Annotated in this window: 24 protein-coding genes; 5 read left to right on the top strand and 19 right to left on the bottom strand. The window is 45.2% G+C overall.

Annotated features, from left to right (window positions below):
• Positions 1-57: 57 nt before the first annotated feature.
• On the top strand, positions 58-1,275 hold the full coding sequence (locus tag GON05_RS22475; protein ID WP_157321938.1) for a PASTA domain-containing protein: 1,218 nt from the start codon (positions 58-60) through the stop codon (positions 1,273-1,275).
• A 55-nt stretch (positions 1,276-1,330) separates the two neighbouring features.
• Here the strand turns inward: GON05_RS22475 and GON05_RS22480 are convergent, their stop codons facing one another.
• The 4 genes from GON05_RS22480 to GON05_RS22495 form a co-directional block, all read right to left on the bottom strand.
• Positions 1,331-3,097, bottom strand: a complete 1,767-nt coding sequence (locus GON05_RS22480) for a methyl-accepting chemotaxis protein (RefSeq protein ID WP_157321941.1) — start codon at positions 3,095-3,097, stop codon at positions 1,331-1,333.
• A gap of 166 nt (positions 3,098-3,263) precedes the next feature.
• Positions 3,264-3,638, bottom strand: coding sequence for a hypothetical protein (locus tag GON05_RS22485; protein WP_157321943.1), 375 nt, complete (start codon positions 3,636-3,638; stop codon positions 3,264-3,266).
• A complete protein-coding gene (locus tag GON05_RS22490; protein ID WP_157321945.1) occupies positions 3,628-3,798 on the bottom strand; it encodes a hypothetical protein in 171 nt (56 codons plus the stop codon). Before GON05_RS22490 ends, GON05_RS22485 begins: the two co-directional genes overlap by 11 nt.
• A gap of 224 nt (positions 3,799-4,022) precedes the next feature.
• Positions 4,023-4,208: a hypothetical protein gene (locus GON05_RS22495; protein WP_157321947.1), complete on the bottom strand. Its 186-nt coding sequence runs from the start codon at positions 4,206-4,208 to the stop codon at positions 4,023-4,025.
• Between the two features lie 74 nt (positions 4,209-4,282).
• Here GON05_RS22495 and GON05_RS22500 point away from each other — a divergent pair, with 74 nt between their 5' ends.
• Positions 4,283-6,607: an ATP-binding protein gene (locus GON05_RS22500; protein WP_157321949.1), complete on the top strand. Its 2,325-nt coding sequence runs from the start codon at positions 4,283-4,285 to the stop codon at positions 6,605-6,607.
• Entirely contained in the window at positions 6,604-7,251 is a 648-nt protein-coding gene (locus tag GON05_RS22505) for a response regulator transcription factor (RefSeq protein WP_127450103.1), read from the top strand. The genes GON05_RS22500 and GON05_RS22505 overlap by 4 nt, the downstream gene beginning before the upstream one ends.
• A 131-nt stretch (positions 7,252-7,382) precedes the next feature.
• Here the strand turns inward: GON05_RS22505 and GON05_RS22510 are convergent, their stop codons facing one another.
• From GON05_RS22510 to GON05_RS22540, 7 genes are all read right to left on the bottom strand, one after another.
• Positions 7,383-8,105 (bottom strand): nucleoside phosphorylase, encoded by a 723-nt coding sequence (locus GON05_RS22510; protein WP_157321951.1) that lies wholly within the window; start codon positions 8,103-8,105, stop codon positions 7,383-7,385.
• A gap of 1 nt (position 8,106) precedes the next feature.
• Entirely contained in the window at positions 8,107-8,784 is a 678-nt protein-coding gene (locus GON05_RS22515) for a sulfite oxidase-like oxidoreductase (protein ID WP_157321953.1), read from the bottom strand.
• Between the two features lie 21 nt (positions 8,785-8,805).
• Positions 8,806-9,729, bottom strand: a complete 924-nt coding sequence (locus GON05_RS22520) for an ABC transporter permease (RefSeq protein ID WP_157321955.1) — start codon at positions 9,727-9,729, stop codon at positions 8,806-8,808.
• On the bottom strand, positions 9,713-10,780 hold the full coding sequence (locus GON05_RS22525) for an ABC transporter permease (RefSeq protein ID WP_157321957.1): 1,068 nt from the start codon (positions 10,778-10,780) through the stop codon (positions 9,713-9,715). Before GON05_RS22525 ends, GON05_RS22520 begins: the two co-directional genes overlap by 17 nt.
• The gene (locus GON05_RS22530) at positions 10,773-12,272 is read right to left on the bottom strand and encodes an ABC transporter ATP-binding protein (protein ID WP_157321959.1); all 1,500 of its coding nucleotides are present in this window, start codon (positions 12,270-12,272) and stop codon (positions 10,773-10,775) included. The genes GON05_RS22525 and GON05_RS22530 overlap by 8 nt, the downstream gene beginning before the upstream one ends.
• Before the next feature lie 90 nt (positions 12,273-12,362).
• Positions 12,363-13,394: a BMP family lipoprotein gene (locus GON05_RS22535; RefSeq protein ID WP_127450115.1), complete on the bottom strand. Its 1,032-nt coding sequence runs from the start codon at positions 13,392-13,394 to the stop codon at positions 12,363-12,365.
• Positions 13,395-13,621: 227 nt separating this feature from the next.
• Positions 13,622-13,891 (bottom strand): late competence development ComFB family protein, encoded by a 270-nt coding sequence (locus tag GON05_RS22540; RefSeq protein ID WP_127450117.1) that lies wholly within the window; start codon positions 13,889-13,891, stop codon positions 13,622-13,624.
• A gap of 300 nt (positions 13,892-14,191) precedes the next feature.
• On the opposite strand from GON05_RS22540, the gene GON05_RS22545 reads away from it, so the two are divergent.
• Entirely contained in the window at positions 14,192-14,701 is a 510-nt protein-coding gene (locus tag GON05_RS22545) for a metal-dependent hydrolase (protein WP_157321961.1), read from the top strand.
• Positions 14,702-14,752: 51 nt separating this feature from the next.
• Here GON05_RS22545 and GON05_RS22550 read toward each other — a convergent pair whose 3' ends face one another.
• A complete protein-coding gene (locus GON05_RS22550) occupies positions 14,753-16,504 on the bottom strand; it encodes a sensor histidine kinase (RefSeq protein WP_157321963.1) in 1,752 nt (583 codons plus the stop codon).
• A gap of 437 nt (positions 16,505-16,941) precedes the next feature.
• Complete coding sequence (locus GON05_RS22555; protein WP_157321965.1) at positions 16,942-18,927, bottom strand: stalk domain-containing protein; 1,986 nt, start codon at positions 18,925-18,927, stop codon at positions 16,942-16,944.
• Between the two features lie 153 nt (positions 18,928-19,080).
• On the opposite strand from GON05_RS22555, the gene greA reads away from it, so the two are divergent.
• Positions 19,081-19,551: a transcription elongation factor GreA gene (gene greA / locus GON05_RS22560; RefSeq protein WP_127450125.1), complete on the top strand. Its 471-nt coding sequence runs from the start codon at positions 19,081-19,083 to the stop codon at positions 19,549-19,551.
• A gap of 82 nt (positions 19,552-19,633) precedes the next feature.
• Here greA and murI read toward each other — a convergent pair whose 3' ends face one another.
• From murI to GON05_RS22590, 6 genes are all read right to left on the bottom strand, one after another.
• Positions 19,634-20,410: a glutamate racemase gene (gene murI, locus GON05_RS22565; protein ID WP_157321967.1), complete on the bottom strand. Its 777-nt coding sequence runs from the start codon at positions 20,408-20,410 to the stop codon at positions 19,634-19,636.
• A 31-nt stretch (positions 20,411-20,441) separates the two neighbouring features.
• Positions 20,442-21,350 carry a Cof-type HAD-IIB family hydrolase gene (locus tag GON05_RS22570; protein ID WP_246239287.1) on the bottom strand — a complete coding sequence of 303 codons (909 nt, stop codon included), beginning with the start codon at positions 21,348-21,350 and terminating at the stop codon, positions 20,442-20,444.
• On the bottom strand, positions 21,337-21,867 hold the full coding sequence (locus GON05_RS22575; RefSeq protein WP_157321969.1) for an ATP-dependent Clp protease proteolytic subunit: 531 nt from the start codon (positions 21,865-21,867) through the stop codon (positions 21,337-21,339). The genes GON05_RS22570 and GON05_RS22575 overlap by 14 nt, the downstream gene beginning before the upstream one ends.
• A 151-nt stretch (positions 21,868-22,018) precedes the next feature.
• Positions 22,019-24,019 carry an MASE4 domain-containing protein gene (locus tag GON05_RS22580; protein ID WP_157321971.1) on the bottom strand — a complete coding sequence of 667 codons (2,001 nt, stop codon included), beginning with the start codon at positions 24,017-24,019 and terminating at the stop codon, positions 22,019-22,021.
• A 94-nt stretch (positions 24,020-24,113) separates the two neighbouring features.
• Entirely contained in the window at positions 24,114-24,431 is a 318-nt protein-coding gene (locus GON05_RS22585; protein WP_157321973.1) for an MGMT family protein, read from the bottom strand.
• A 1-nt stretch (position 24,432) separates the two neighbouring features.
• Complete coding sequence (locus GON05_RS22590; protein ID WP_157321975.1) at positions 24,433-25,515, bottom strand: lactonase family protein; 1,083 nt, start codon at positions 25,513-25,515, stop codon at positions 24,433-24,435.
• Between the last annotated feature and the right edge of the window lie 437 nt (positions 25,516-25,952).

Raw genomic sequence — 25,952 nt, forward strand, 5'->3', positions numbered from 1 at the left:
ATCATATATAATATAGGCAATGCTCATATGATGCCATCAAGAGAGGATGGATATTCCATGCATAACAAGATGGGTACACGATACATACCGGGAACCCGGATCATCAGTTTACCTCAGGGCACTCTTCATGATGGAGAAGATGTATTTCTGACTCGTAAAGTTCTTCTTTATAACATAAAGCTTGTTCCCGGACAGATTGGCGCAGATTATATGCGAACTCTTCATCACAAGGCAGCTTTCATCCATGACGGTTTTCAGCATATTCTGGACACTTCCGTAGAAGAAGATTCTGTAACCATTATTTTACAAGCTAAGCCAGGAGCATTATTTTCTCGCGTCATCCATAAACAACCGTGGACATTCCATCAAATCATCACGATGATCGCAGATCTGGGAGTCTCCTTGCTTGATGCTTTGGAGGAACGGATTACCGGATTCTCCGTAGCCGCCGAAAACCTGTGGCTAGATGATCATCATAAGCTTACTGTTATCAATTATTGGGACGAGGGGGATGAGCAGGCACAAGGGGCGATTGGGCTCTGCCGCTTGATGCTTCAGCTCTTTAGCGGCACGCAGCCGAGTACAACCCCGTTTGAAGTGATCCATACGCAGTTAGAGCGTACACCTATCCCTTCGGCTACTCCCGAGCAGAAAGCTGCGCTCATCAAGCTAGTGAAGCTCATCTGTCAAGGCCAAGCTTCCCTATCCTCCTTCGTATTTGGTTTGCGCAGCTTACATCCTTCCAGCTTCAAGGAAGAAGCTTTCGCTGCGCCCATTCATCGCCCCTCCCGATCCCAGAAGGCGCAGGTGGTCGCCCACGAGGAAGAGGATGTCGAGGAAGAAGAAGAAACCGAGCAAAGTTACACAAAGAACCGGCTACGTAAAGTTGGTATCGGAGCATCTGCCGTGTTCGTTGTGGCTATTGCCAGTTGGATCCTTTGGCCTTCTTCAGAGAAGAAGCAGCCTGTTGTTAATACGCCTGTGCAGACCGCTACGCCAACTCCACAGGCAAGTACCCCAACCCCCACGCCTGTACCAACGAAAACTGTTGGGGATGCCAATAAGCAGCCAGTGGAGGTAGAGATCCCCAATCTGCTTGGGAAAGCTCTTGCTGATGCTGAACAAGAAGCCCTAGCTTTAAGACTGCGTTATAATTTTGTCATTGAAGCAAGCACTTCCCCCGATGGCACGGTCTTTAAGCAAGACCCTCAGCCTGGGACCAAAGGATTCCAGGGCGATAGTGTAACGTTCTGGGTGAGCAAGCAAAGCCAGTAAAAGGTAGGAAGAAATAAAAACAGCCTCTCATCCAGAGAGGCTGTTTCTCATTCAACTATACCTTGATTTGATCGATTGATTTACGCATTTCATCTGTAAGCCCGCTTAACGCATCTGCCGAATCAGCGATTTCTTGCGCTATTTTAAGCTGCTCATGGGTCAGCTTATGGATGTTCGTTGTGCCGTCCGATGATGATTTCGCAATATGCGCAATATCGACAACGGAAGCTGCAACTTCCTCAGAACCAGCAGACATTTCTTCCGTTACCGAAGATATCTCCTGGATCTGGTGGGAAACAAAGCGGAATTGTTCCACAATGTGACGAAAAAAGTCTTCGGCTTTTCTGGAAAGATCAGCGCCCGTTTGAATTTCGCTCCGACCTGCTTCCATCGCCTCTCCCATACGCTCAGTCTCGCGATGAATATTTTGCAATAAGGACGCGATCAGCTTCGCCGACTCCGCAGCATGATCCGCCAGCTTACGCACTTCTCCGGCTACGACCGCGAAGCCCGCTCCATGTTCGCCAGCTCTTGCGGCTTCGATCGACGCGTTCAAGGCCAACAATTTCGTTTGCTCCGAGATATCGGAAATGGCGGATAAGGCAATACCGATCTCCTTCGAGTGGCCGCGAAGGGAGGCCGCACGATCCAGTGCTTCTTGCGTAGCTGTCGTAATCGTCACGAATTGCCCGTTCATGTTCTGAACGATCGATTGCCCCGATTGCGCGCTTTGCAGCGCGTTGTTGGATGCATCGGCAACGGTCAAGGAAGCTTCGGATATGCGGTGAATAGCCGTCGCCATTTCTTCCATGGAGCGAGCACTCTCGTTGGTGCTGAACTGCACGGTATTAGCGCCGTCAGCCACCACTTGGAGGGATGTATTCACATTCGTATTCATCTCCAGCAAACGGTGAGCTTGCACATTGAAATGCTGCGTCGTCACTACAAACTGCTCCGACGTATGCGAGACCTGCGATACAATCGTTCGCAGCATATCATTGATGTCGTTGGACATCTTCATCATCGCGCGGTATACGGTTCCGATTTCATCAATAGAACGAACCGGATTAGCAGCTAATTGCTTCCTTGCGCTTAAGAAGTCTCCTTTTGCTATGCTCTCCGCACCTGCCCCAATCCACTGCAAAGGACGAAGGGCGCGGGTTACTACGAGCGTAACAAGTCCAAGTCCAAGTATGGTGAGAACAAGCATCAATCCATAAATCGGCAGATTGCTTTTGATGACACTGGCGGAAATTTGCTCCGTCACGCCCGCCTCCGTATCAATGCCAAGAACAGCAATCACTTTGCCCTCGGCATTCTTCACAGGGGTATAGGTTGAAATGTATTTCCCGTATTTCGGATTATCGATAATCGCCGAGCTTGCCGAAACGCCTTTCAACAATGTTTCAACTTCCGTGGCCGCGATGTCCGTCTCCTCATTGATGGGAGATGCGACGTCCGACCCTTTAGGCTGTCCATCGATCATAATGAGAGGTTTGTGCTGGTCATCGAAACGAACTAAATAGACATATAGCGCACCGATTTGCGTACGGTATGTATCCAGCTGCTGTCTTATTTGCCAATAGAGATCATTTTCCTTGGGGTCTTTCAAAAATTGTTCGATTTGGCCAATATCCATTCCTTTGGTATAGCTATCTGAAAGCCGAATACCGTAACTGGATATGGCTTCCTTCCCCGCATGTTTGGCATTGCGGAATTCCATGGTGATATAGCCAGCGGACAGTGCCAAAACAACAATCATAACAGCGGCTACAATACGAACTACCAAGTGTTTTCTGAACCATCGAACACTATGTAACATATGATATTCCCCTTATCCTCAACATCTATTTCGATTGTTTTCGACAACTGTTTTCGACAATGATATGGAAAATCCTTCTTCTACGAACACGAATTTAGTTCAAAGGTCCTTATAAAATAAAAATGATCAGACAGAATTGCTCTGTCCAACCATTTTGAAATTTATATTAAGATTGTAAATCCGTATATTCACTGTTATCAGACAAGCGTCCCAGGAAGGTAACGACGATCATTTTATACCGCGAATGGCCCGTCCGAAGCTCATTTTCTTCCATCAGCTCAAATTCAGCCACCATCTCTACATCATCATCAATGATAAACATCGTCGGTTCGTTGCGATTACTGGGCTTAATTCGCTCATCTTCAAGCTTCTTCCGTACAAATAAGTTAACCTCTTCGAGATTCGCTTTTTCATGTGTAACGCGCTCGCCAAATCGGGAATGAGCATGACCGGTTACGACGAGGTCGGCGATTTGTTTACCGCCCAGCTCAGCAGCCAAAGGTTCGTAAGTACTCCACCGATTCATCTTCTTATCGCTCATTCCCAGTATTCCACCGGTGATTCGCTTCGATCATATCCATCATCTTTTTCATGGAAATTTGGATTTGTTCTTTTGAGGGCAGGGAAAGCGTGCTGTAGGTTTGTTTAACAACATCCGTTAACACCGTATCAAACATAAATTCAAACTGTTCGTTATTCATTATGAAATCCCTCCTTATTTACATGATTTTGGAAAATTGCCTACTTATATCATATATCGAAGCGCTCTAAATATCAGCGCAATAATTATTTTCGTAAATACACCTCCGATTCTCAAATAAACGCACATTTTTTTGCGCAAAAAAAAAGATAGCAGCTAGATTTTAAAAATCTAATTGCAATCTTTTTGAGAGATTTGGTAAAATTAAGTAACGGTGTTCATGAACTAGAACCAAAATTCTTCTTTCGGTTCGTTCTTTCTAGAAATGGTAAACGTTTTCATAATTGCCTGTTTTTCGCTACCCGAAACACCTGTCAGACCTTGAAGTGCGGACAATCTTTCGTTCAAACCCAACTTTTTCAAAGAAGCAATGGTTGTTGATAAATCCGGTGACCATGTTGCACTGATCATACACATACCCCCTAATTCACCCAAATTAAGTAACAACTGCTATTATAGCAGTGAATGAGAGGAAGATATAGTGATTGAATCACAAATTATATAAAATTCTTCTATCTTTTTGTTTAGTAGGCTTGCAGATCTGGTTTTTATTCGTCACCTTTCAATACACATTCTTCGGAATTCAATTACAGCGAAATGAACTTATGGAATGGCATATCAAATCGTTTCAAGATGACAACATCCGATTGGAGCTGGGACTCCAAGTTGGCGACAAAATTGTTGCTGTAAACGGAAAAGCCCCTAACGAAAACAATATTGTCCAAAAATGGGCCACCATCGAGCAAGCGGATACGATTACCATCGCCAGGAATGACCGGCAAATAACGATTTCATTAGAACAGGTCGTTCAACCTGCTTTCGACTTTATCTCTTTGTTCGGAGAAATTATTTGTCTTTGTGTTTCCTTTATGATCTTGTGGAAAATTCCCCACTCCAAATCAGCTCGTTTGCTATCGCTTGTTTTTCTCATTGTAGGCATCATTTTCATGTGCATTCCCCCTTCCGCTCGCGGAGATAGTTTGGCGAAAGTGTTGATCAGCAATCTTGTAATGATCATGCCATTTGTCTTCGTTCATTTTCTTACTTTATTTTTCAAAGAAAAAAGCGGTGTCTCACTGCCAACCGCCTATTTGAAATATGTCTATAGCTTCATGTTTCTCACTTTTATTGGAAGATGCATCTATTTCACGCCGCTGGACACATATAAGTTTTATATATTAGACTATCGCTGTGTCCTACTTTTATTTTTGTGCGGATTCTTACTGAATATCGGATTATTATTTTATGTGTTTTTCAAATACCGGCGGGAGAATTCTTCCATACAGGCCATTATCAAGCTTGTCTGGTTCGCCCTCTTTATTTCGACTGCGCCGTTAGCTTTTCTATCCTTCCTGCCCATTTTGTTCACAGGAGCGCCGCTTGTTAAGTCGCTTTATACGGGATACTTTGTCGTGTTTTTTCCATTATCGTTTACGTATATCATCGTCACCAAGCAATTGTTTGATATTCATATCTTGCTTCGCCGCATTCTGTACACGTCGCTTATTTCGATGGTACCAACCACATTAATCGTGCTCATGATCGCTCTGATCTTTAGTAATGAAGTCACTGTGAAAAACATGTCGTTAAGCTTTTTATTTATTTTAACAACCATTTCCTTCTTGCTTTATGTTCTTGAATATTTTGTCACAAAGCTGGATGCCATCATGTTTCCCAAAAAGTTTTACTTGCAGCTTGCCCTTAAGAAAATTGCAAGAAACTTGCGGACCATTACGAGTTTTCGCGAATTAAAAGATATTATTCTGGTAGATATCGTAAGTACCCTCAACGTCTACGGTGGGGCCATCGTTTTTCAATACCCGCATTCCATGGAAACCATTGGCGAAGGCGTTTTGGATTTAAACGAAATCGAACAGTACTTGCGTGAAAATCGATTGGATGACTCGAAATATTCTATTTTTGTTATTAATCAAAACGAAGAGTACTCCTGCTACTTAGTGACAGCAAGGAAAAAAACCAACACACTGCTAAGTCTGGAGGAACGCCAGTGGTTAAGCCTGATCATTTCTTATTTGGCAGTAAGCTTGGAAAATATCTATCTGATCCGTAAATTAACGGTTAAATTGCATGATCTGGCTTCGCAAATTCCGAATGAGGAGGCCGGGCAGGACGTTGTTTGGCTTCGCAAATCGCTTTTTGAACTACAGGAACAAGAACGATATAGGCTTGCTACGGATCTGCATGACACGACGATGCAGGACATTTTATTAGTACGTAGAAGATTAATTTCTTTTATCAATAATAACGAGGATCAACAGCAAGTGGTTCAAGCGATCAAACACCTGGATCTGGTTAATGAAAGCTTGCGTCAAAGCTGCTTTGAATTAAATCCTCATTTGCTTCAAAATATTGGATTAATTCAAACTATACAAGCAACATTGGATCTGGATATTGGCTTAAACGAATATGAAACGCAATTCCACGTGGATGGCGCGTTGATCATTGAAAAGCTCGATATTGATATTAAAAAGCATATTTTCCGTATCTTTCAAGAACTTATGCACAATGCCAAGAAACACTCAAACGCCTCCAAAGTCATCATTAAATTGGCTGTCGCTGATGATAACTTGTGTTTATTTTATCGGGATGATGGGGTTGGCATTGACCCGCACGCCCTCGCTAAGGACAAAAGACTCCGAACTATTGCCAACACCAGCTTTGGACTAGAGCAGATGAAAAGCCGTGTCTTACATTTGAGTGGACATCTAGAGCTTCTCTCAGATCGGGGAAGCGGCGTTGAACTCACCATTCGGATTCCCATACCTACTCAGGAAGGAAGTACTGCATGAACAAGCAATCAAAAATTTTAATCGTAGATGATCACCCATTAATGGCTGAGGCAACTTCCAGTACGCTCAAACAAATTGACGGCGTGCAAATTGTCGGGATTGCAGGCAATGCCAAACAATGTCTAGAACTTGTGGACTTGCATGTGCCCGATATTGTATTTCTGGACTTTAATTTGCCGGATCAGTACGGAGATGAAGTTGCCAAAATTATTAAAGGTAAATATCCAACGACACATCTCGTTATCTTCTCAGGTATTGAATTATCACATCTCTATAACCACTTGATTGGGCTGGAGGTTAGCGCGGTCATCTCTAAGGAGTCCAGCGGGACGCTCATCAAGAGCTTGGTCACTCTGTTGATGGAGAACTTTACAGTTGTACCTGTTCCTGTTTTCCACAAGATGAGAGTATCGAGCGGGAATTTGCACCAGACGGATTTATTGGACGATGATGAAGTGAATATGATGACGATGATTGTTCAAGGCTTAACCAATGAACAGATGGCGGATGAAGTACATATGAGCAAACGTACGGTCGATAATTATGTTCGCAAAATTTACGAGAAATTAGGCGTCAAATCCCGTGCGCAAGCGGTGGATAAATTCAATCAGTTCAAGCACATTTTTGATGTTAACCGCAGGTAAGGAAAGGGATGCTTCAGCCGGGTGACGGGAACTGGATGAACGAGCGGATGGCACCACAGATAAGTCAGATGCAGTAGCAAAAAGAGGTCAACCAGCTTACGCTGATTGACCTCTTTTCGATTTTGTACATCTTACTGGTTCAATTTGACTATAGCACGTATAGCAGCATCAATTTCCCGCTCAACAGCACCAGAAACCACATCTGTATGTGGATCATATACTTCTCTCAGATCCGCATCTGCGTAACCATCCAATGCGACTATCGCGCCTGCTCGCACTCCGCGGAGTGCTGCAATAACGTATAACGCAGAGATTTCCATCTCAACAGCCAAGGCGCCCGCCTGCTTGTATTTCCGATGAGGGAATTCCTCTACGCCTTGGAAGAAGGCATCCAACGTGACAGTAATTCCCTTTTTCACAAGACCGTCTGTCTCGCTTGCAGCTTCAAACAGTGCCCGTACAACGTCTGAATCGGCTACTGCCGGGAAGCCTACCGGTACTAACTGACGGGTCAAACCATCTTCCCGAACCGCCGCCGTGCTCACGACCAAGCTCCCCGGAGGAACTTCTGCCGAGTAAGAGCCTGCGGTTCCAACACGAATCAACGTCTTTACGCCGCCTTTGATCAACTCTTCAAAGCAAACCGCAGCTCCTGGCGACCCAACGCCATGGCTGACAACGGTGATCGCTACGCCAGACACTTCACCAACGAAAGTTCGGTATTCTCTGCTGAAGGCCAGCTCACGAACATTGTCCAGCTTGCGCGCGATGGCTTCTGCTCGGAAAGGATCCCCGCAAACAATCGCGTATGGACTCAAATCCTCTGTGTTTACCTGTAAAATGGATAATTTCAATTTAATCGAACTCCTTTCTAACCCACTCGTCTTCCGGAATCGGAATCGCTTCCCCAGAGAATCGCTGCTCTTGAAACGGGTCTGCGACATTATGGAACCCATTGCGCTCCCAGAATCCTTCACGGTCTTCTTTCATGAATTCGATACCCTGAATCCATTTGGCGCTTTTCCAGAAATATAAATGCGGTACGAGCAAACGAAGCGGCCAACCATGCTTAGGCGTAAGCGGTTTGCCGTCATAGCTCATGGCCAGCAAAATGTGATCTCCCATAAGGTCTGTGAGCGGAACATTCGTTTCATACTCATTATCAGCATGCAGCATAACATATTTGCCCTCTGGCTTAACGTTGATAAGCTTGAGGAAATCTCGGAAGAGCACGCCTTCCCAAACCGTATCCAGCTTAGACCATCGCGTCACGCAATGAATGTCACAGACGATTTGTGTCCGAGGTAGCGCAAGCAATTCTTCATAGCTAAACGACTTCTCCTCCGCAACCTCACCGAACACACGCAGCGACCATGTGGACATATCGTATTTCGGCACTTCACCTTCGTGAAGAATTGGAAATCTCTCCGTGACAGCCTGTCCAGGTGGAACTCTGTCTGCAATCTCCTGCGGAACATCAACAGCGGGAATATTCATTCGCTTGATGCGCTCTGCTTTGCTATCTTTGTGCATCTGTCATCCTCCGTTTCTTCCTTATCGGGAACTGCCATTCGCTTTCTGTGCATCAGCCAAATAATTGCTTCTCCGGAAGAAAAGCATTGCCAGCAATGTCACGACGTAAGGCAGCATTTGTGTAAAATGAGTAGGCAGGGAGAAGCCCTGCAATCGAATACTGAAAGCATCCATTAATCCAAAAAGCAAACTGGATGCCATGACACCAATCGGATTCGCTTGGCCTAACATCGTTGCGACCAGAGCAATAAATCCTCTTCCGGCCGTCATGCCTTCCGTAAACATTGTCACTTGCCCCAGTGAAAGCTGGGCGCCAGCGAGTCCACAGAGCACTCCGCAGATAAGAACCGCCAAGTACTGCATCCGATTTACCTTGATTCCGATGCTTTTGCTGGCAACCGGATTTTCGCCAACCGCAACCAATCGGAATCCGAGAACAGACTTGAACAGAAAATACTGAAGGACAAATACAAGGATAAAGGCCAAGTATACAAGCGGTGAATGCCCGGAAATAATGTCGCCGATGACGGGAATATCTTTAATGAACGGAATATCCCATTTCGGCAATCCGATCATATTTTTATCATAGAAAGCGCCTTTGACATGAAAAATCGCTCGCAAGCTAAACGCAGTCAAACCCAGCGCCAGGAAGTTAAACGAGATACCGACAACGATGACATTCGCTTGCAAATGAATACTGATATAAGCAAATATCAAGGAAAAGAGCATCGTAACCGCAACGGCAATAAGAACAGCAGCCAGTACATTTCCTGTGTAAAAATTGCCCACAATCGCTGAGAATGCGCCGACTAACACGAACCCTTCCAAACCTACGTTAAACAAGCCGACTCTGGAACAAATCGCCCCGCCGAGTGCCGCAAGCAGAATCGGAGCCACCATCCGAATCATTGAACTGAATAAGGATACATCAAGAAGATGCTGCATCGCCCTTGCCTCCTTTCCGTCGTTTCCAAAGGGTGTAACTGAACTTCGCTGTAACGAACAAGATGAGCAAAGACTGAATAACACTTGAAATCTCTAAAGGAATGCTCGTGTTCCGTTCAACCCCCATACCTCCGGTTTGCAAAGCTGCAAGTAGAACGGCCGCAATTGCAGTACCTAGCGGATGAGCGCCTGAAAGCAGTGTCGCCATAATGCCGGACCAGGCATAACCAGGGTTCGTTATCATGCCATCTGTGTATCGATACTGCATGCCAAGAACTTCGATTGCACCGGCTAACCCGGCAAACCCGCCACTGGCAAACATACTGGCCAACATGACTTTCCCTCTGTTTACGCCTCCGTATCCAGCAAAAAGCGGATTATATCCTAACATCCGAATTTCATAACCAGCAACCGTATATTTAATAAACAGATACAGGAGTACCGCGAGTGCAATCGCAATAATAAATCCACCGTGAATGCTCATCCCTTGAAATAGTTTGGGCAGCCAGACCCCTTTCTCAATCATCATCGTTTGAGCGAGAGCGGCGGATCCTGTTTTATCCTTAAAAGGATAGGCAACCATATAGCCTGCAAATAAAGCAGCTATGTAATTCATCAGCAGTGTTGTAATGATCAAGTTCATTCTGAACTTGGCGTCCAGCCAACCTGCAAAAGCCGACCAAATGCCGCCGGCAATAATTCCGCCGAGTATAGCCGCTAACAATTTAAATAAAGCTGGCCCAGGCAAATAAATAGCGATCATTGCGCTAGATAATGCGCCCAGAATCATTTGACCTTCCGATCCCATGTTGAAAAAACCGGCACGGAAAGCGATCGATACGCCTAAACCTACGAGAATTAGCGGTGTGGCTCGGGTCAGCGTATTCGTTATGAAAAAGAAATTGCCGAAAGCACCCTTCCACATCTGTGCATAAGTATCAATAACGGATCCGCCAATCAATGAGATGGCAATCGCACCGCCGATTAAGCCGATGATGACGGCAAGCAGCGGTTGGACCCAAGCGCTTATAGGGAAACGACTTTTAAGCATGAGAAACTCCTCCCGCCATCCACAAGCTAATCTGCTCCTCCGTTGCGTTCTCGGCAGAAATCTCACCAGCGATTCGTCCTTCATACATAACGATGATACGATCTGAAAGCTTGAGAATTTCTGTTAGCTCCGAGGAAACTAATAATATCGCGCCTTGCTCGTCACGTTTGCGAAGCAATTCTTCGTGAATAAGCTCCATCGCGCCAATATCGACGCCACGAGTAGGCTCTGCTGCAATCAGAAAGGGTTGCTTCTGCGCAATTTCTCTGGCTACAATCAGCTTCTGCAGATTACCGCCAGACAGATACTTCACCTTCGCATCCTGTGAGCCTGCTTTAATCTGAAATTGCTTAATGAAGCCGTCCACCATTTGCCGCAATTCTTTCCCCTGTAAAAACCCTTTACGGCTGGTGGTTCTGTGATGACCCATCGTCCCATTTTCTAAGACGGTGCCCTCTTTCGCCGCTCCCCACTGATAACGATCCTCCGGAACATGGGAAAGACCAATGTCTCTGATTTCCCGCACTGAACGTCCTTTCAGATTGTCGCCAAGCAATCGAATCTCCCCATGGTCAATAAATTGCAGACCGGAAATAGCTTGAATGAGCTCGGATTGACCGTTCCCTGAAATACCTGCGATACCCACGATTTCTCCAGCTTTGACATGAAAGCTGACTTTATCCAAGACAGGTTTGCCTTTGCCCCCCATGATCGAGACGTCCTTGACCTGTAGAACGGTTTCACCAAGTCTCACATCACTTTTGTTCGTAGGAAGCAGATCTCTGCCCACCATTAGCTTGGATAGTTCCTCGACATTGGTTGCCCCTGCATCCAGCTCTCCTGTTACTTTCCCATCACGTAGAACGGTAACCCGGTCAGCAATTTCCATCACTTCATGAAGCTTGTGCGTGATGATAATAAAGCTTTTCCCTTGGTTGGCCAAGTTTCTCATAATAACGAGGAGTTCCTTCGCTTCAAGCGGCGTCAATACCCCCGTAGGCTCATCCAAAATAATAATGTCCGCACCCTGATACAGCACTTTCAAAATTTCCACACGCTGCTGCATGCCAAGCGGAATATCCGCTACTTTCTTGTTCGGGTCAATCGGCAGGCGATATTGCGCGCACAATGCCTCAACTTGCTTGACGGCCTTTTTACGGTCAAATTTGAGCCCTGACTTAGGTTCATTCCCGATCACAATATTTTCAGCCACTGTAAAAGAGGGAAACAGCATGAAATGTTGGTGCACCATGCCAACTCGATGACGGATCGCATCCGTAGGATTCGTGAAGGCCACTTCTTTGCCATTCAAGAGAATGTCGCCTGCCGTTGGCTGCTCCATGCCGTACAAAATACGCATTAGCGTTGTTTTTCCAGCTCCATTTTCCCCGACTAATGCATGAATCTCACCTTGACGCAGCGAAAAATCAACATTTGAATTCGCTGTTAAATTGCCATATGTTTTCGTAATTTGACGCATTTGAAGCAGCATAACGGTTTTTCGCTCCTCTGTCTAGACATGAGGAAACTGTTTACGTCTCCGTAAACAGTTCCCAAGGTCGATATGAAATGATTGTGCTAATTATTTAACTGGATTTTCAACTTTCACTTTGCCGGAAACGATATCATCGCGGATCGCTTTAACTTTCGTAACTACGTCTTGTCCAATAAAAGGACTAAGCGTAGATTTGCTGTCTTTGGTTACGAAAGTAAGACCAACGCCGTCTTCTTTCAAACCGTAATCGACGGAACCAAATTTAAACGAGCCGTTTACAAAGTCTTTCACCGTTTGGTAAGCTACGGCATCTGTTCCTTTTAGTTGAGAAAGGACGATATGCTGTGGATCCGTTACTGTACGGTCAATATCTTGTCCGGATGTGAAGAAGCCTTTTTCTTTTGCAGCCTCGAATACGCCCAGATCACCAACAGCAGAAGCGGCAGCGATGAAATCAGCACCTTGTGAGAATTGCGTTAATGCTAATTCTTTCGCTTTGGCTGGATCCGTGAAGCTGCCTACGTAGTTAACGATGAATTTAGCATTAGGATTCGTTGCTTTCAAACCTTCTTGGAAGCCAACGGTGTACTTCTTGATCAGCGGGATATCAAGTGCCGCAACCATACCTACGACATTTTTCTTAGTAGCAAGACCAGCTGCCGCACCCAGCAAGTAGGAAGCTTCATGCTCACGGAAAACTACACTGCGAACGTTCGGAAGATCGACAACCGTATCAATAATGGCAAAGGATTTCTTCGGATTCTCAGCAGCTACTTTCTTAAGAGCATCTTCGGACTCGAAAGAGCTGGTGATGATGAGATCATAGTTATCGGCAACAGCAGCGCGTAAATTTTGTTCAATGGCGCTTGCATCAGTGGATTCTACTGTTTTAACCGTAATGCCAAACTCTTGTCCAGCTTTCTTAACCCCTTCATCCTCTTGTGCGAAAAATGGGTTCAAACCAATTTTCTCCGGCGTAATCAGAATGACTTTCTTATCTGACTTAGCTGTAGCAGCTTTTGTTGCTTCCGCAGCCGGTGCTGCTGTGTCTGTTTTTGCAGTTGCGCAGCCAGTTAGCAATATTGTAACAGCAAACATAGAAATTAAAGCTTTTTTCATGTGTATCTCTCCCCTTGGTGATTATATTTATGTACAACATTCTTTTGTATATCCTACTAAATAACTCGGATTTAGTCAAAGTATTTTTTAGCTCGACAAATGTTAACGAATTATGTTCGAAATATACGAAACTCGTCGATAATTATACTATATTGTCGAATGACATGCTATATAAAAAAGCCAGCCTCCTCAGATGGAGACTAGCTCTGTTCAAATTTTGTATGTAACTAGACTTCGTGATGCTGATGATCAGCCACAATATTCGCAGCTTCCATTAATTCACGCATAACATCGGATTGCAGCTGCGGGTTAATGTATATGCCTTTAACAAACAATGCGCCCTTTTCACTTGACGTATATCTAGGCGGGATTTTGTTTAAAGCAAGCGCTAGCATATCATCTTTACACTTATTACAATCACATTTCAATTCGTAATTTTTCTGAAACTCATCAAACATATTGACGACGATCGTTTCCATCGCATTAAAGACTGGCATCGGAGTTAGCTCCTTCACTATTTCAACTATATGTCTATTATAACGTATAAACCTATATTCAAAAAGTGCTCATAGACTAGTTAACCCATCATTATTGACTCATGGTAGGTAACTTCTCCTAGTTCCAAGCACCCTAATCGCCTATTTCTCATCCCAATTTCAAAGAAATGACCACAACATTCACTAGAATGTGATACGCTGTTTGTTGCATATGCTTGGTGTGAGCGGATTCCGACTGAAAATACGTTTCTGCTTCGAATGCTATACAGTTATAAATAAATTAGACTTAGGGGTTAACTTATGCTGCAAAAAACACACAGTATTGCCGGATTCATCTCGGCAGAACTCGTACTCGCTTATCAAGATGTAAGCTTTTTCTCATGGGACACAGCCGGAGCTCTTCTTCTGGGCTGCTTGGCAGGAACGCTGGCCGATGTCGACAAGCCAGGCTCGACGATGGCCAAGGTTCTATTCCCGTTATCTGCCCTGCTTCGCATTCTGAAGGTCAAGCATCGGACGCTAACCCATTCGATTGTCTTTATCCTCCTGCTAATGATGATCTCATTGCCGATGTCGCCCTTGTACTTCTGGGTTTTCATAGTCGCTTATGCATCGCATCCACTTATTGATTTGCTCAACGAACGAGGCATTCAGCTCTTCTGGCCGCTCCCGATGAAAATTCGTTTATTGCCGAAATTCATCGCAATTGATACCGGATCTACAAGCGAAACCGTATTCCGTTGGCTGCTTTTGGCCGTCACCTTACTGATCCCTTTTATGCTTTATGTATATCCCATGCTGCAAAAATAAATAAAAGCCCCTTCTTCTCTGTCTTAAACAGAAAAGGAAGGGGCTTTACATTTATTGCATTGGAATGGATATTTTAAAGCAAATCCAGCCATCCTCCACACATACTTCGATTGTCCCTTTGTAGTGCTCAATCCGCTCCTTCACGACCGACAGGCCTAATCCTTGATGCTCACCGTCACCTTTGGTGCTGTAGCCGATCGAAAACATTTGATTGTAGTCCTCTACTTGGAAATCCGGCAGCACGGGGTTGGAAACAGAGATCGTCACTTGATTCGACTCCGACCATCCGTTCACAATGACCTCCCGTTCACCTGCCGGGAATTTATTCACCTCGTCAAAAGCATTATCAATCAGATTTCCGATAATTTTCACGAGATCAACGGATTTTACCCCTAAAGCTAAGCCATCAAGGCCTGTAAATTCATAAGTAAAATCAATTTTCGTCCGCATAGCAAGCGCAAACTTCGCTTGAATTAAAGCGGCGATCGCCGGATGTCCGATACGAATAATATCATTCACTTCATTGATTTCTTCCAGCAACTCTTTCATGTACTTCATCTGGTCTTCTTTTTTGCCATTTGCAAGCAGCGCATACATGGTCTGCACATGATTTAAGAAGTCATGCCGCTGGCTGCGAATCGTAGCAAACATCAAATCCACATTTTGAATGTACATTTCTTGTGTGGATTGAACCGCGGTTTCACGGCTTTTGGTAATAAATCGGAAGACAAAATATATAAAGATGCAGCTGCAAACCGTAAACAGAACAACGACAAGCATAAGCTGAACGAGCTGTTTGTTTAAAGTCTCTTGAATCGATTGATAATCCGACGTGATGGAAATGACATAGGGAACTTCTCGCTGGATTTCGGTCAGTTTGTTCTTGACCGGGACGTACATGAACGTTTTGAGAATCGGTTTCCCATTCCAACTTTCTACAACGCTAACCGGTTTATTATTTTCGATGGACTCTTTGTAATACTTCAAATCTTTGTCATTCGTAATGTTGTACGAACCGAACAGCAGCGGCCGATCATACACCGAAATGAAAGATGAGCCGTCATTGCCTTTGTACTCAATTGGCTTAGAACCGAACGTAACCCCATGCAGGCCAGAAATCTCCAAAATATCCTGATTAGCCGCAAGCGTTTTCTTTACAACGGTGTCTGCACCGACGATTTCTTTAAACCGCTGAATTTTATCGGCGTTCACAAACACACAAATAATATAATTGGTCGAACCGTCGTAATAGTACCCAAATTTACTGACATTGCTGGAGCCTGAAGCTGGAACCTCGTAAATGCCGGACCAGAAATTCGGCAGTTTCTGACCTTCAGGAATCGAGACCTGGTGATTCGTCATCAACTGATCAAAGGCCGTGAACCAATAGCCGAAAGGAATTGTGCTTTTGATTTGAAGTTCTTTGGGTTCCGATGACTTGGCGACCATGATATCGTTTCCAACACCACTGCGCTTCATCAGCGAGAAGCCGTCGACCCCTGCTTGTTTGGCGAGTTGAACCAATTGTTCATTGGATACTTTATCGGCATCCGGATCAAGCTTGCTCGCGGCGAAAAGTGCAACAGCTCGCAGCTTTTCTCCAACTAAATCTTCCACGAAGAAGGATCCTTCCTCTGACAGTTCAATGGATGTGCGGATTTGGTTGGCCGTCGACTCCATCCTCATCGATAAGGCTTCCGTTAACAGTGATTTCGTATACCAGTAATAAGAGGTATTATTCGTCACCAGCAACAGAATAACGATAATTAAGGTGATGTAGATGACTTTGGAGTTTATTCTCATGAAGATGTTCACACTTTCTATATTTTGTAAAATGAATATTACAAATTCGACACTATGTAAAACTTATGTAAAACTTTTTTCGACACTATCCGAAATTAGTTGTCCCTTTCAGTAGTATAGTAGGATAGGAAAGCCTTGTCTATCAATTAATATTACGGTTTATAAACCGTTGGTAAGATAGGGAAAATTACCAAAAAACAGGATGGGAACTACAGGGCGCTATTTCTTAGAAATACGCCCTTTTGCGCGCGCAGGGGAACCAGGGGACGCTATTTCTTCGCTTTTGGCTATAAACCAGCAAAACGCAAAGAAATAGTACCCTGTAGTTCCACGCGGTGCCGCCAAAACACCGCTTTTCTCTGAAATAGCGGACTGTGGTTCCTCTCATGCCTCCAAAAAGAGAATGCAACCCGCAGGAACTGGGTTGCATGTTTAGGTTACTTAGCCGCTATCTCAACACTTTTCTTCCAAATGATTCTTTCGCCTATGCGCAAGACAACATCGAGTTGATGTGTCCCAACTGCTAACGGACGTGATGCTTTCAAGCTAAACAATGCAACACCTGAACTTTGATCCGGCTGATTCACAATTCCTTTGTTCACGGAATTATGCTCGATTCCTCCGCGGTCTTCTCCCTCTTCGATGCTCAGTTGAAGCGGCATTTGCCCGGCATCGTAATCTTCCCTGCTGGTCCAGTCATTCACGAATGCCTGTAGTTCCAGCCGTCCGCTCTTTACACTTGTCGGAATGTTTTCGGCCATTACGGTATAGTTTTTTTCAAACAAACTGTACTCGTTTCCGGCAACTACTTGCGTTAACCCAAAGAGTTCCAGCACATCTGTTAAATTTAAATACCAGCCTCCCTCTATAAGCTGAGCAGGCTTATCCAGAGGCACGTTCCCACCTGCCTCTTCTTGCCAATGCACAGCAGCACTGGCTTGATTTGCTTGCAAATCAAAGGAGTAATCGCCCTTGGTAAGCGTAATCTCATTCTTACCCGAAGCGGTGCTTACTTCATAGTGATACAGATCGGCCAGCTCGTTCACGTTTAAATAAGATTCGCCTTTGTCCGTGTAGCCTATCCTTACACCCGTGTTAAGCTGTAAATCTCCTGTGCCAGTCGGTCGAATATTCACACCATTCGTCTCCGTCTTGGCAACATGAGCTATCGTTTGAGAATCCTCATCCCACAGTGTATCCTGCGTACCGTTCCAGAATGGAATCCACCCCGTTCGGTTATCAACGTGTATTTTCAGCCACATAGATCCGCCATTCGGCGGATTCCAAGCTTCTGTCACTTCCACTGTCTGATTACGCAGCAGCAATGTCGTGTCGGTAAACGGCACTTCCGGATATTGCGACAGTTCTCTTGCATCCCTAACCAACATCTTCCAGTGAACAGGTACGGCAGACTCCGGTTCTCCGACCAGCTTGTTAATCCATCCTGTTCCCTTCGAGGAACGTACATGATACCAGGTGCTGTTATGCCAAATTTCGTATGGACCTCTCCCCGTCCATAAGGGTTCTGCGATTTTCTCAAAAACAGTGACCATCTCGTCTTTAAGCACCGCATCTTCTTTGGCCACCCCCGCGAAAACAGTAGGGAATAACGGTGTCTCTCGCACAATTTTCAGTGTTTCATCTGCCGGAAGAATGGTCACTCCTTTGTCCCGCGTCCAGACTGTCCCTTGATTGGTTTGAACTTCGAAAGCGCGATCATATATCGTTGTAAATTCATGGAGAATCGTGAAATCTCCAGCTGTCGTCGAAGACCAGTCCATCTGCTGCTGACCTATGCCCATTGCCGCGCCAAGGTCGCTTTTTACGGGAAGATTATTATAATGTGCTTTGCGATGAACGTCGTGAACAGTGCCAATTTGATTAATTGGAATAAACGCCCATAGATCGCCTAACCAATTTGTATGCACCTTAATCCAAGATTTGCGGTTGGGATCGTTGGTATAGAACCACATCTTTTCAGCATCTGTCACTTCCACCTCTTGGGGGGATAAAGCGGCAACAGAATCATTTTTCGTGCTTGGACTGCGATAAAGCGGTGTTTCATCTAAAAGCGTGATCCGCTTAGGCGGTGCAATCTCGATTTCCCAAGGTTTTGGCCTGATCCAACGGGGTCCGAACATGGTTTCGATTTTCCAAGTCGCCTCGCCGATCGACCAGGCGCTTTCGGTTTTCAGTACATGCACGGTCTGCGGAGCAAATGTTCCTTCAGGATCCGTGTTGTACGTATCCGCCGCAGCGTAATAAGGTGTGTCAGCCAGCAGCTCTATCTCGGCCGGGAATCGAAGCCCCTCTGGAGCAAAAGAACCTCCATAAATTGTATCCGCAGCTGCTTGGGACACATAGCCAGCCAAACCCATTGCTGCTGCAACAACCGTGAATGTGAACAGCTTTATTTTCATCATCGTAAACTCACCGCTTCCGCACTCGATTTAAAGGAAAATACTTCCATAACTTAGACGTTCTCCTGGTTAATAAGTTGCTTTTTTACGATTACTTTACTTGACCTCGCTACTTTAGTACTATAACAAGTATCGAATACATGAGGAGCTGTAAAAATGTCCAATGATGAAATCATCCTAACTCCCGAAGGATTACGCAGTTTAGAACTCGAGCTTGAGGAACTGAAAACCGTTAAACGCAAAGAATTGGCAAGCCGGATTAAGACAGCCATTAGCTACGGTGACTTGAAAGAGAACAGCGAATACCATTCAGCCAAAGAAGAGCAGGGCTTCATGGAAACGAGAGTTTTAACCATCGAAAGAATGTTAAAAAAGGCGCGCGTTGTAACGAATCTGGATACATCTACCGTTCAAGTAGGATCGACTGTAGTCCTTAATGATGTAGAATTCGCCGAGAAAATTGAATACAAGATCGTAGGTACCTCTGAAGCAAATGTCAATGAAAATAAAATCTCCTACGAAAGCCCGCTTGGCGTCTCGCTCATGGGCAAAAAAGTTGGCGATACAATCAGCGTCAATGCCCCAATGGGTGTTATCTCCTACGAACTGCTTGAGATTCGCGTATAGTCTAGTTAACACGAAAGGGCTGTCTCCCTGTAGATATATCTACTGGACGACAGCCCTTTTTTGCTATTCTCCTATTCAACTCTTATACCCCAACGACTTCAAAAAGCTCCAGTGCTTTCCGCATCTTCTCCAAGTACTCAGGATTACCATCCGAGCACATCCATTTCAGATCGGAATGTCCTTTGCCAAGAAGCTGGTCTCGATCACTTAGCAGCTGAGTCAGCCGGTTCACTGTCCCTGCGCTTCCATCAACAATTTGGATATGATCCGGTAGAATCTTTTTCAATACGCTTCGGAAAAAGGGAAAATGCGTACATCCAAGGACTAACGTACCATACATACTCAGGTCGAACGAAGCTAACTGGGTATGAAAATAATCAATAATTAGCTGGCTATCCACGTTTAATTGCTCACAGAATTGAACTAATTCCGGCATTGGCAGCGAATCCACCATGTGCATGTCATCGATACGGGAAACAAGCTCCCGGTATTTGGACTCTTTGAGCGTTAATGGCGTAGCGAGCACAAGCACTCTTTTTCCCGAAGAACGGTTCATAGCAAGCGCCGGCTTCACCGCAGGTTCCATGCCGATAATCGGCATTTCGTAGATGTTGCGAAGTTCTGAGATCGCAATGCTCGTTGCCGTGTTACAAGCAATAACGAGTGCATTAACCTCTTCCTTGCTGATGGTTTCCACCGCTTGTTTCACAAAAGAAAGGACTTCATCTTTCGATTTTGTTCCGTATGGCACATGCAGCGTATCTGCAAAATAAAGAAAGTCTTCATGAGGCAATTGCTTCATGGCTTCGTGTAAGACGGAAATTCCGCCTATTCCTGAATCAAAAAAAGCTATTCTCATTTGTTTTCACCCTGATCTTGTTCTTTCGATGTTAGAGCAATCCTGCTGTTATAAGTCCATTGCGAACGCCATCTTCATCCACATGCGTCGTCACATGATCGGCATAAGGAAGCAAATCCTTGTGGGAGTTCCCCATGGCAATGCCCATCCCAACAAAGGAAAGCATTTCCATATCATTCAAGCCATCGCCAAATGCAACCGCTTCTTCCGGTTTAATATCTACAAGCTCAAGCAGTGCTGCAATCCCCTGGGCTTTGGAACCTCCAGCCGGTAAAACATCAATCGCATGCTGATGCCAGCGAATCAGCTTAAATTCCGTTTGAAGCTCTTCATACAAATGTTCATCCGTATCTTCACAGTGCAGGAAAATCTGATAAATATCGTTCGTTTTCCAGAAATCCGGGTCATACCCTGGCAAATCCACCTTCAACGACGAAACGGATCCTGTTACGAATGGATGATCTTCCGTGTCCGTAAAAAACTGATGCTCCCCCTCGAATACGAGAGAATGTTTATACTTCGCGGCAAGTTTGACCAAAGCTTCAATGCTGCTTTTGGCAATGATGCGTCTGTACAGGGGCTCCCCACGATACACGGCATATCCGCCGTTCAAACAAACATAGGAATCGATCCCGAGCTGCTCAGCCAAGGGCTTAATGAAGTATGGGGCTCGTCCGGTAGCAATCACCGGTTCAATGCCTTGCTGCTTTAATTGGTGAATAGCGGTTACTGTGGAAGCTGGAACCTGTTTTTCCTCATTGACAAGCGTACCGTCGATATCAAAAAACACAATTTTATACACAGTTGGGTCTCCTTTGCACTTGGCGGCAGCTGTCGCTGCCACCTTCTCTCTTTCTCTCATTAAACACCAAAAAGAGATAAAAAACAAAGAAAAAGAGAATCCCCCAGGCTTCTCTCCCCAATTTCTATACAATTTCATCAATCACACCGTAGGATAAAGCCTCCTCAGGACTCAGATACCAATTTCGTTGATGCTCCTGAACACGAAGGATCTCATCTTGGGTTAGCTTTGTTTTAGATAAAAGGTATTCATCATAAATATTTTGCAGCCTCTGCGTTTCATCCACCCTATTCTTCAAATACTCCAGATGACCGTCAATATGCGTAGAAACGGCATGATACATAAAGGTGCTGAGCCTGCCGGCATACCTTTTGTGGCCACTCACAGCGATCAGCAAGCTCATGCTGGCAGCTAGTCCATACACGTAGGTGTGTACAGGTGTCTTGCTATTTTCGATCACATTAATGAGGCCTAGACCGTCGTAGACGCTACCCCCGTTGCTATTAATAATGACATCGATGGGAACGCGTTTAAAATCTTTTTCCTTCTTATCTTTGTCATCATCAAATTGGTTTATTTTCATAATTTGCTCGACAATCATTTTCACAGAGCTTTTATTAATGCCATCGAATAGATATAAGGTTCTTTCATTCATCGAAATGCCTCCTGTCCTATGGCCTATGATACAGTTAGTCTATTCCTGACAGTTGGACTTTGTAACACTTTTGTTTGTTTTTGCTTATTTTTGGGCGAAAAAGAGAAGAACCTGGCACGGGGCCAGATTCATTTAGGTTTTTATAAGCAGGCTACCTATCTATGTGCTCATCGAATTGAACCGTAAAAATCGAACCCCTGCCTAACTCGGACTCCACCAACACCTTACCGTGATGAGCTTCTACAATCTCTTTAACAATAGACAGCCCGAGTCCCGTTCCCCCGATTTTCCTGCGATCCGAATTGTCTACCCTGTAAAATCTCGCAAACAATTTATCCAACGCATCGGCCGGAATGCCGAGTCCATAGTCTTGAATTTTGATGAGCACACGGCCATTCTCACGTTCCACATACACATCTATTTTCGATCGATCAGGAGAGTACTTGATGCTATTGGAGATCAAATTATGAAAAACCTGTTTGAGACGTTCTTCGTCCCCGTGAATAAAAGGGAAATCATCAAGGACATGCAGGTCAATCTCATGATTGTCTTTCCCCTGCCATTGCTCCACGATTTCACCTACCAAATGAGCTGCGTTGAGCGGTTGAAAATGAAAGACCTGCCGTCCTGAATCCAATCGCTGCAAGTCCAAAAAATCGTTGATTAGATTGGACAGCCGCATAGATTCCTTATGAATCGTCTCTACGTACTTGACTCGCTTGTCCTCCGTGACGTTCCGAGTCGCCAAAATCTCACTAAATCCCATAATGGAAGATAGCGGAGTTCGGATTTCATGGGAAATGATGGAGACAAATTCATTTTTCATTTCATCGATCCGCTCCTCTTCGGTCCGGTCCCTGAATCCGAACAAATGCCCCCTTAGCGTGTCAGCCCCCTCGTTCATAATGGGATTGACATAACATTCATAATGCTTCATTTCACCGGAAAGCGATACTCTTGAGATCCTTTTCAAAAAAGGCGGTATACTTTGGTTGAAATAGGCCTCAACGAGGGATTTAAAAGCAGTGTCTGACGTTCGCATGCCTTCGCAATACGTGGACAAACAGTCTCCTTTGTGAATCGAATTTTCAAAAAACAGCTCCACACGGCGGTTTGCAAAAATAACCCTGCCAACGGTATCACACATGATGATAGCTTCATGACTGGACTCCAGCATTTGCTCGATAATCGTGTTCTGTTCGGAGATCGTCCTTTCCGCTTGCTGGCTTTCCCCAAGGAGCACTTTATAGCTAAACTCGCTATCTTTGACTTTTCTATAAAGGTCCGCCATGTTCAGGTACATTTTCGTAAATTCATAGATCATGCCGGCCAGCACAACATTCGAGCATACAAAGGAATTCCACTTCGCCACATACCAACCCAGACTGAACCGTCCGCCTCCGCAAAGAACAATGATCACATCCAGCATCATCGCAAGGATTGCAACGCACAGCCAAGTTGAGGTTACCGTTCTAGCTTTAGTCCGAATGTAAAAGACAAGCAATGTGATGAACGTAAGCACGACGATTGGTATCCCGACAAGCTTAACAAATGTGGGAGACAGCTGTCCTTGTGACAAAACGGTTGGCAGCCGCTCGACGAAATGCGTTGTAAACAACGTGCATACGGCCATCAAAACGATTGTACCGATAAATGTACACCAGCCGGCTATCTTTGCCTTGCGAGCACTGTACCGTACATTTCGAGGTTTGGCGTCAAGCCGCAAATAAATCAGGATTGCTAGTGGAAAGCCGATGTGCCAAAGCGCATACATCCACACGGACGTTTGTGGTCCCGAGTTGAACAACCCATCGTCAGCAAAAACACGGGGGAACGCGAGGATGTAAACTAAGCTCATGCCCGCCGAGAACAAATAACCCGCAAAAAGAGCAAGCACGGCGGGTTGGCGGGAAATTTTAAACTGACTATAGATCACGTAAGCCGTAATGAGTTCAAAGCAAACGACCGTAGAAAAAATAGCCGGCTGGAAAGCCGGCATTTCTCCTAGCTGAATGCGGCCAAAAGGTACTGAGAACAAAGAGATAAGGGTTACTAGGACCCCAATGATATATGCAAACCGCCGCTGCGCACGATTGGACGGCATCGTTAATAAATTGTATACCGCCACAGGCAGCGCTTGATGTTGACTCATGATAAACCCCCGATAATGCCAAGCTTTGTGCTTTACACGGTACGAAAGCCTCACTTCTTATTGTGGCAAGAAATGAGGCTTCTTATGTTACAGATTACGTATTTTCTTCCATGTGTGCCTGATAGCGCTCCAGCGAGATTAAACGATCCTCAATGAGCTCAATGCCCTCTGATTGAAGCAGAAAGCTTTGCAGCTCCGCTCCTTCATCATCTGGAATCGCAATTTCACCTTTCGCATTCACGACTCTATGCCAAGGCAGCTTATACTTCTTGCCCATGGCATGCAAGATTCGCACGACCTGCCGGGCTCCTCGCGGACTTCCTGCAAGGCGCGAAATCTGCCCGTAAGTCATCACTTTCCCTTCAGGAATAGAACGGATAATTTCGATCACACGCTCCGTGTACGGTGTCATGTTAGCCTACAATGGTGGCAAATTTGATGCATACCGGTTTGGACAGCGTCAGCACGCTTCCAGTTGGCAACAGCTTCCCAGTTGCTGCATCTCTTGCGAACGATACGATGTTATCGGAGTCTTTGTTTGCGACTAAAAGATGCGCCCCGTCCGGTGAAAGGGCAAAATTGCGCGGATGCTTCCCTAGCGTAGGTGCATATTCAACAGGAGTCAATTTGCCTGTATCCGCATCAATGGCATACACAACTATGCTGTCATGCCCGCGATTCGAGCCGTAAAGATATTTGCCGTCCGGAGAAACGTGAATATCCGCGCAAGCATTTTCACCTTCGAACGCCTCTGGCAGCGTAGAAATCGTTTGAATTTCAGTAAGTTCGCCCTGCTCCTCTTTGTAGCTGAAAGCTGTCACAGTTGAGCCTAACTCATTGATGACATAACCATATGTATAGGATGGGTGAAAGGCAAAATGCCGCGGGCCTGACCCTGGAGCGACAGACACTTCACTATGAGGATGCAGCTTTTTCGCAGCAATATCCAGCTTGTACAGCTTTATTTTATCCAATCCTAAATCACAAACGCCTACATAAGTATTCGTACGATCCAAGAAAACGGAATGAGCACGCGGTCTATCCTGCACCTCCAAAAGACTGGAGCCTTCATGCTGCTGAATATCTGCATTCTCGCCAATTCGTCCGTCCGCCAGAACAGGCGACAAGCCCACCATGCCCCCGTGATAGCTCGAAACCATAACGACTTGATTCGAATGATCAAGCTGGATATGACAAGTTGTTGCTGGAAGCGTAATCTCATTATTCAAAAAGGTTAATTTCCCCGAGACCGTGTCAATGTCATAGGAGCTTGCCGCTCCGCAGCGTTGACCGTTTGCACCCGTTCCTTCCGATATCGCGTAAAGCCTCCAATTTTCTTTATCAACAGAGAGAAACGTTGGATTTTGCAAGCCATCCACTTCATGAAGGACTTCCAGACTTCCATTCCCTTCTCCAAATTGGCAGGTATACACGCCTGGATTGCTTGAATCCGCATAGGAACCAATAAATGCTAACGTTTTTTGGGACTTAGACATAATAACCATCTCCTATCTATGAATTTCCTATGTGCATTATCTCAAATCCCGTCCTCGGGAGCAATATGTCGGGGATTAGGATACGTTGGTTGGGTGGTGGGGCTGGTTCATAGGAAAACGCTTGGACCTTTTCCTCGACTGCATATACATAATCATGGTGAGGAATTACGGGCCGTTATTCCATCGAACAGCGGGGAATGTGTGACCGGAGGGGAACTTTAGGGCCTTATTCCTTCACATTTGGCTGGTTTCTGTCAAAATGCGAGGAAATAACGGACTGTAGTTCCCACTCATCGCGGAAAGGGCGTATTTCGATGAAATAGTGCCCTGTAGTTCCTTTAAAAAGACTGGCGAAATGGCCGGGTTTTCATTATACTAAAACTTATAGTACTAGCTGGTCGTGAAGCACACGCCGCTTTCATCTGGTTCGCAGGAGT

Origin of the sequence: Paenibacillus anseongensis, assembly GCF_009757995.1 — a bacterium.
GTDB lineage: Bacteria > Bacillota > Bacilli > Paenibacillales > NBRC-103111 > Paenibacillus_E > Paenibacillus_E chondroitinus.

Excerpts from the sequence above, each read along its gene's own strand:
- GON05_RS22475 (WP_157321938.1), top strand. The coding sequence starts at position 58 with ATGCATAACAAGATGGGTACACGATACATACCGGGAACCCGGATCATC.
- GON05_RS22535 (WP_127450115.1), bottom strand. The coding sequence starts at position 13,394 with ATGAAAAAAGCTTTAATTTCTATGTTTGCTGTTACAATATTGCTAACT.
- murI (WP_157321967.1), bottom strand. The coding sequence starts at position 20,410 with ATGAGAATAGCTTTTTTTGATTCAGGAATAGGCGGAATTTCCGTCTTA.
- GON05_RS22490 (WP_157321945.1), bottom strand. The coding sequence starts at position 3,798 with ATGAATAACGAACAGTTTGAATTTATGTTTGATACGGTGTTAACGGAT.
- GON05_RS22545 (WP_157321961.1), top strand. The coding sequence starts at position 14,192 with ATGCTGCAAAAAACACACAGTATTGCCGGATTCATCTCGGCAGAACTC.
- GON05_RS22570 (WP_246239287.1), bottom strand. The coding sequence starts at position 21,350 with ATGAAATTGTATAGAAATTGGGGAGAGAAGCCTGGGGGATTCTCTTTT.
- GON05_RS22540 (WP_127450117.1), bottom strand. The coding sequence starts at position 13,891 with ATGCCAGTCTTTAATGCGATGGAAACGATCGTCGTCAATATGTTTGAT.
- GON05_RS22495 (WP_157321947.1), bottom strand. The coding sequence starts at position 4,208 with ATGATCAGTGCAACATGGTCACCGGATTTATCAACAACCATTGCTTCT.
- GON05_RS22525 (WP_157321957.1), bottom strand. The coding sequence starts at position 10,780 with ATGCTTAAAAGTCGTTTCCCTATAAGCGCTTGGGTCCAACCGCTGCTT.
- GON05_RS22505 (WP_127450103.1), top strand. The coding sequence starts at position 6,604 with ATGAACAAGCAATCAAAAATTTTAATCGTAGATGATCACCCATTAATG.
- GON05_RS22530 (WP_157321959.1), bottom strand. The coding sequence starts at position 12,272 with ATGCTGCTTCAAATGCGTCAAATTACGAAAACATATGGCAATTTAACA.
- GON05_RS22515 (WP_157321953.1), bottom strand. The coding sequence starts at position 8,784 with ATGCACAAAGATAGCAAAGCAGAGCGCATCAAGCGAATGAATATTCCC.
- GON05_RS22580 (WP_157321971.1), bottom strand. The coding sequence starts at position 24,019 with ATGAGTCAACATCAAGCGCTGCCTGTGGCGGTATACAATTTATTAACG.
- greA (WP_127450125.1), top strand. The coding sequence starts at position 19,081 with ATGTCCAATGATGAAATCATCCTAACTCCCGAAGGATTACGCAGTTTA.
- GON05_RS22520 (WP_157321955.1), bottom strand. The coding sequence starts at position 9,729 with ATGCAGCATCTTCTTGATGTATCCTTATTCAGTTCAATGATTCGGATG.
- GON05_RS22590 (WP_157321975.1), bottom strand. The coding sequence starts at position 25,515 with ATGTCTAAGTCCCAAAAAACGTTAGCATTTATTGGTTCCTATGCGGAT.
- GON05_RS22575 (WP_157321969.1), bottom strand. The coding sequence starts at position 21,867 with ATGAATGAAAGAACCTTATATCTATTCGATGGCATTAATAAAAGCTCT.
- GON05_RS22585 (WP_157321973.1), bottom strand. The coding sequence starts at position 24,431 with ATGACACCGTACACGGAGCGTGTGATCGAAATTATCCGTTCTATTCCT.
- GON05_RS22550 (WP_157321963.1), bottom strand. The coding sequence starts at position 16,504 with ATGAGAATAAACTCCAAAGTCATCTACATCACCTTAATTATCGTTATT.
- GON05_RS22555 (WP_157321965.1), bottom strand. The coding sequence starts at position 18,927 with ATGATGAAAATAAAGCTGTTCACATTCACGGTTGTTGCAGCAGCAATG.
- GON05_RS22485 (WP_157321943.1), bottom strand. The coding sequence starts at position 3,638 with ATGAGCGATAAGAAGATGAATCGGTGGAGTACTTACGAACCTTTGGCT.
- GON05_RS22480 (WP_157321941.1), bottom strand. The coding sequence starts at position 3,097 with ATGTTACATAGTGTTCGATGGTTCAGAAAACACTTGGTAGTTCGTATT.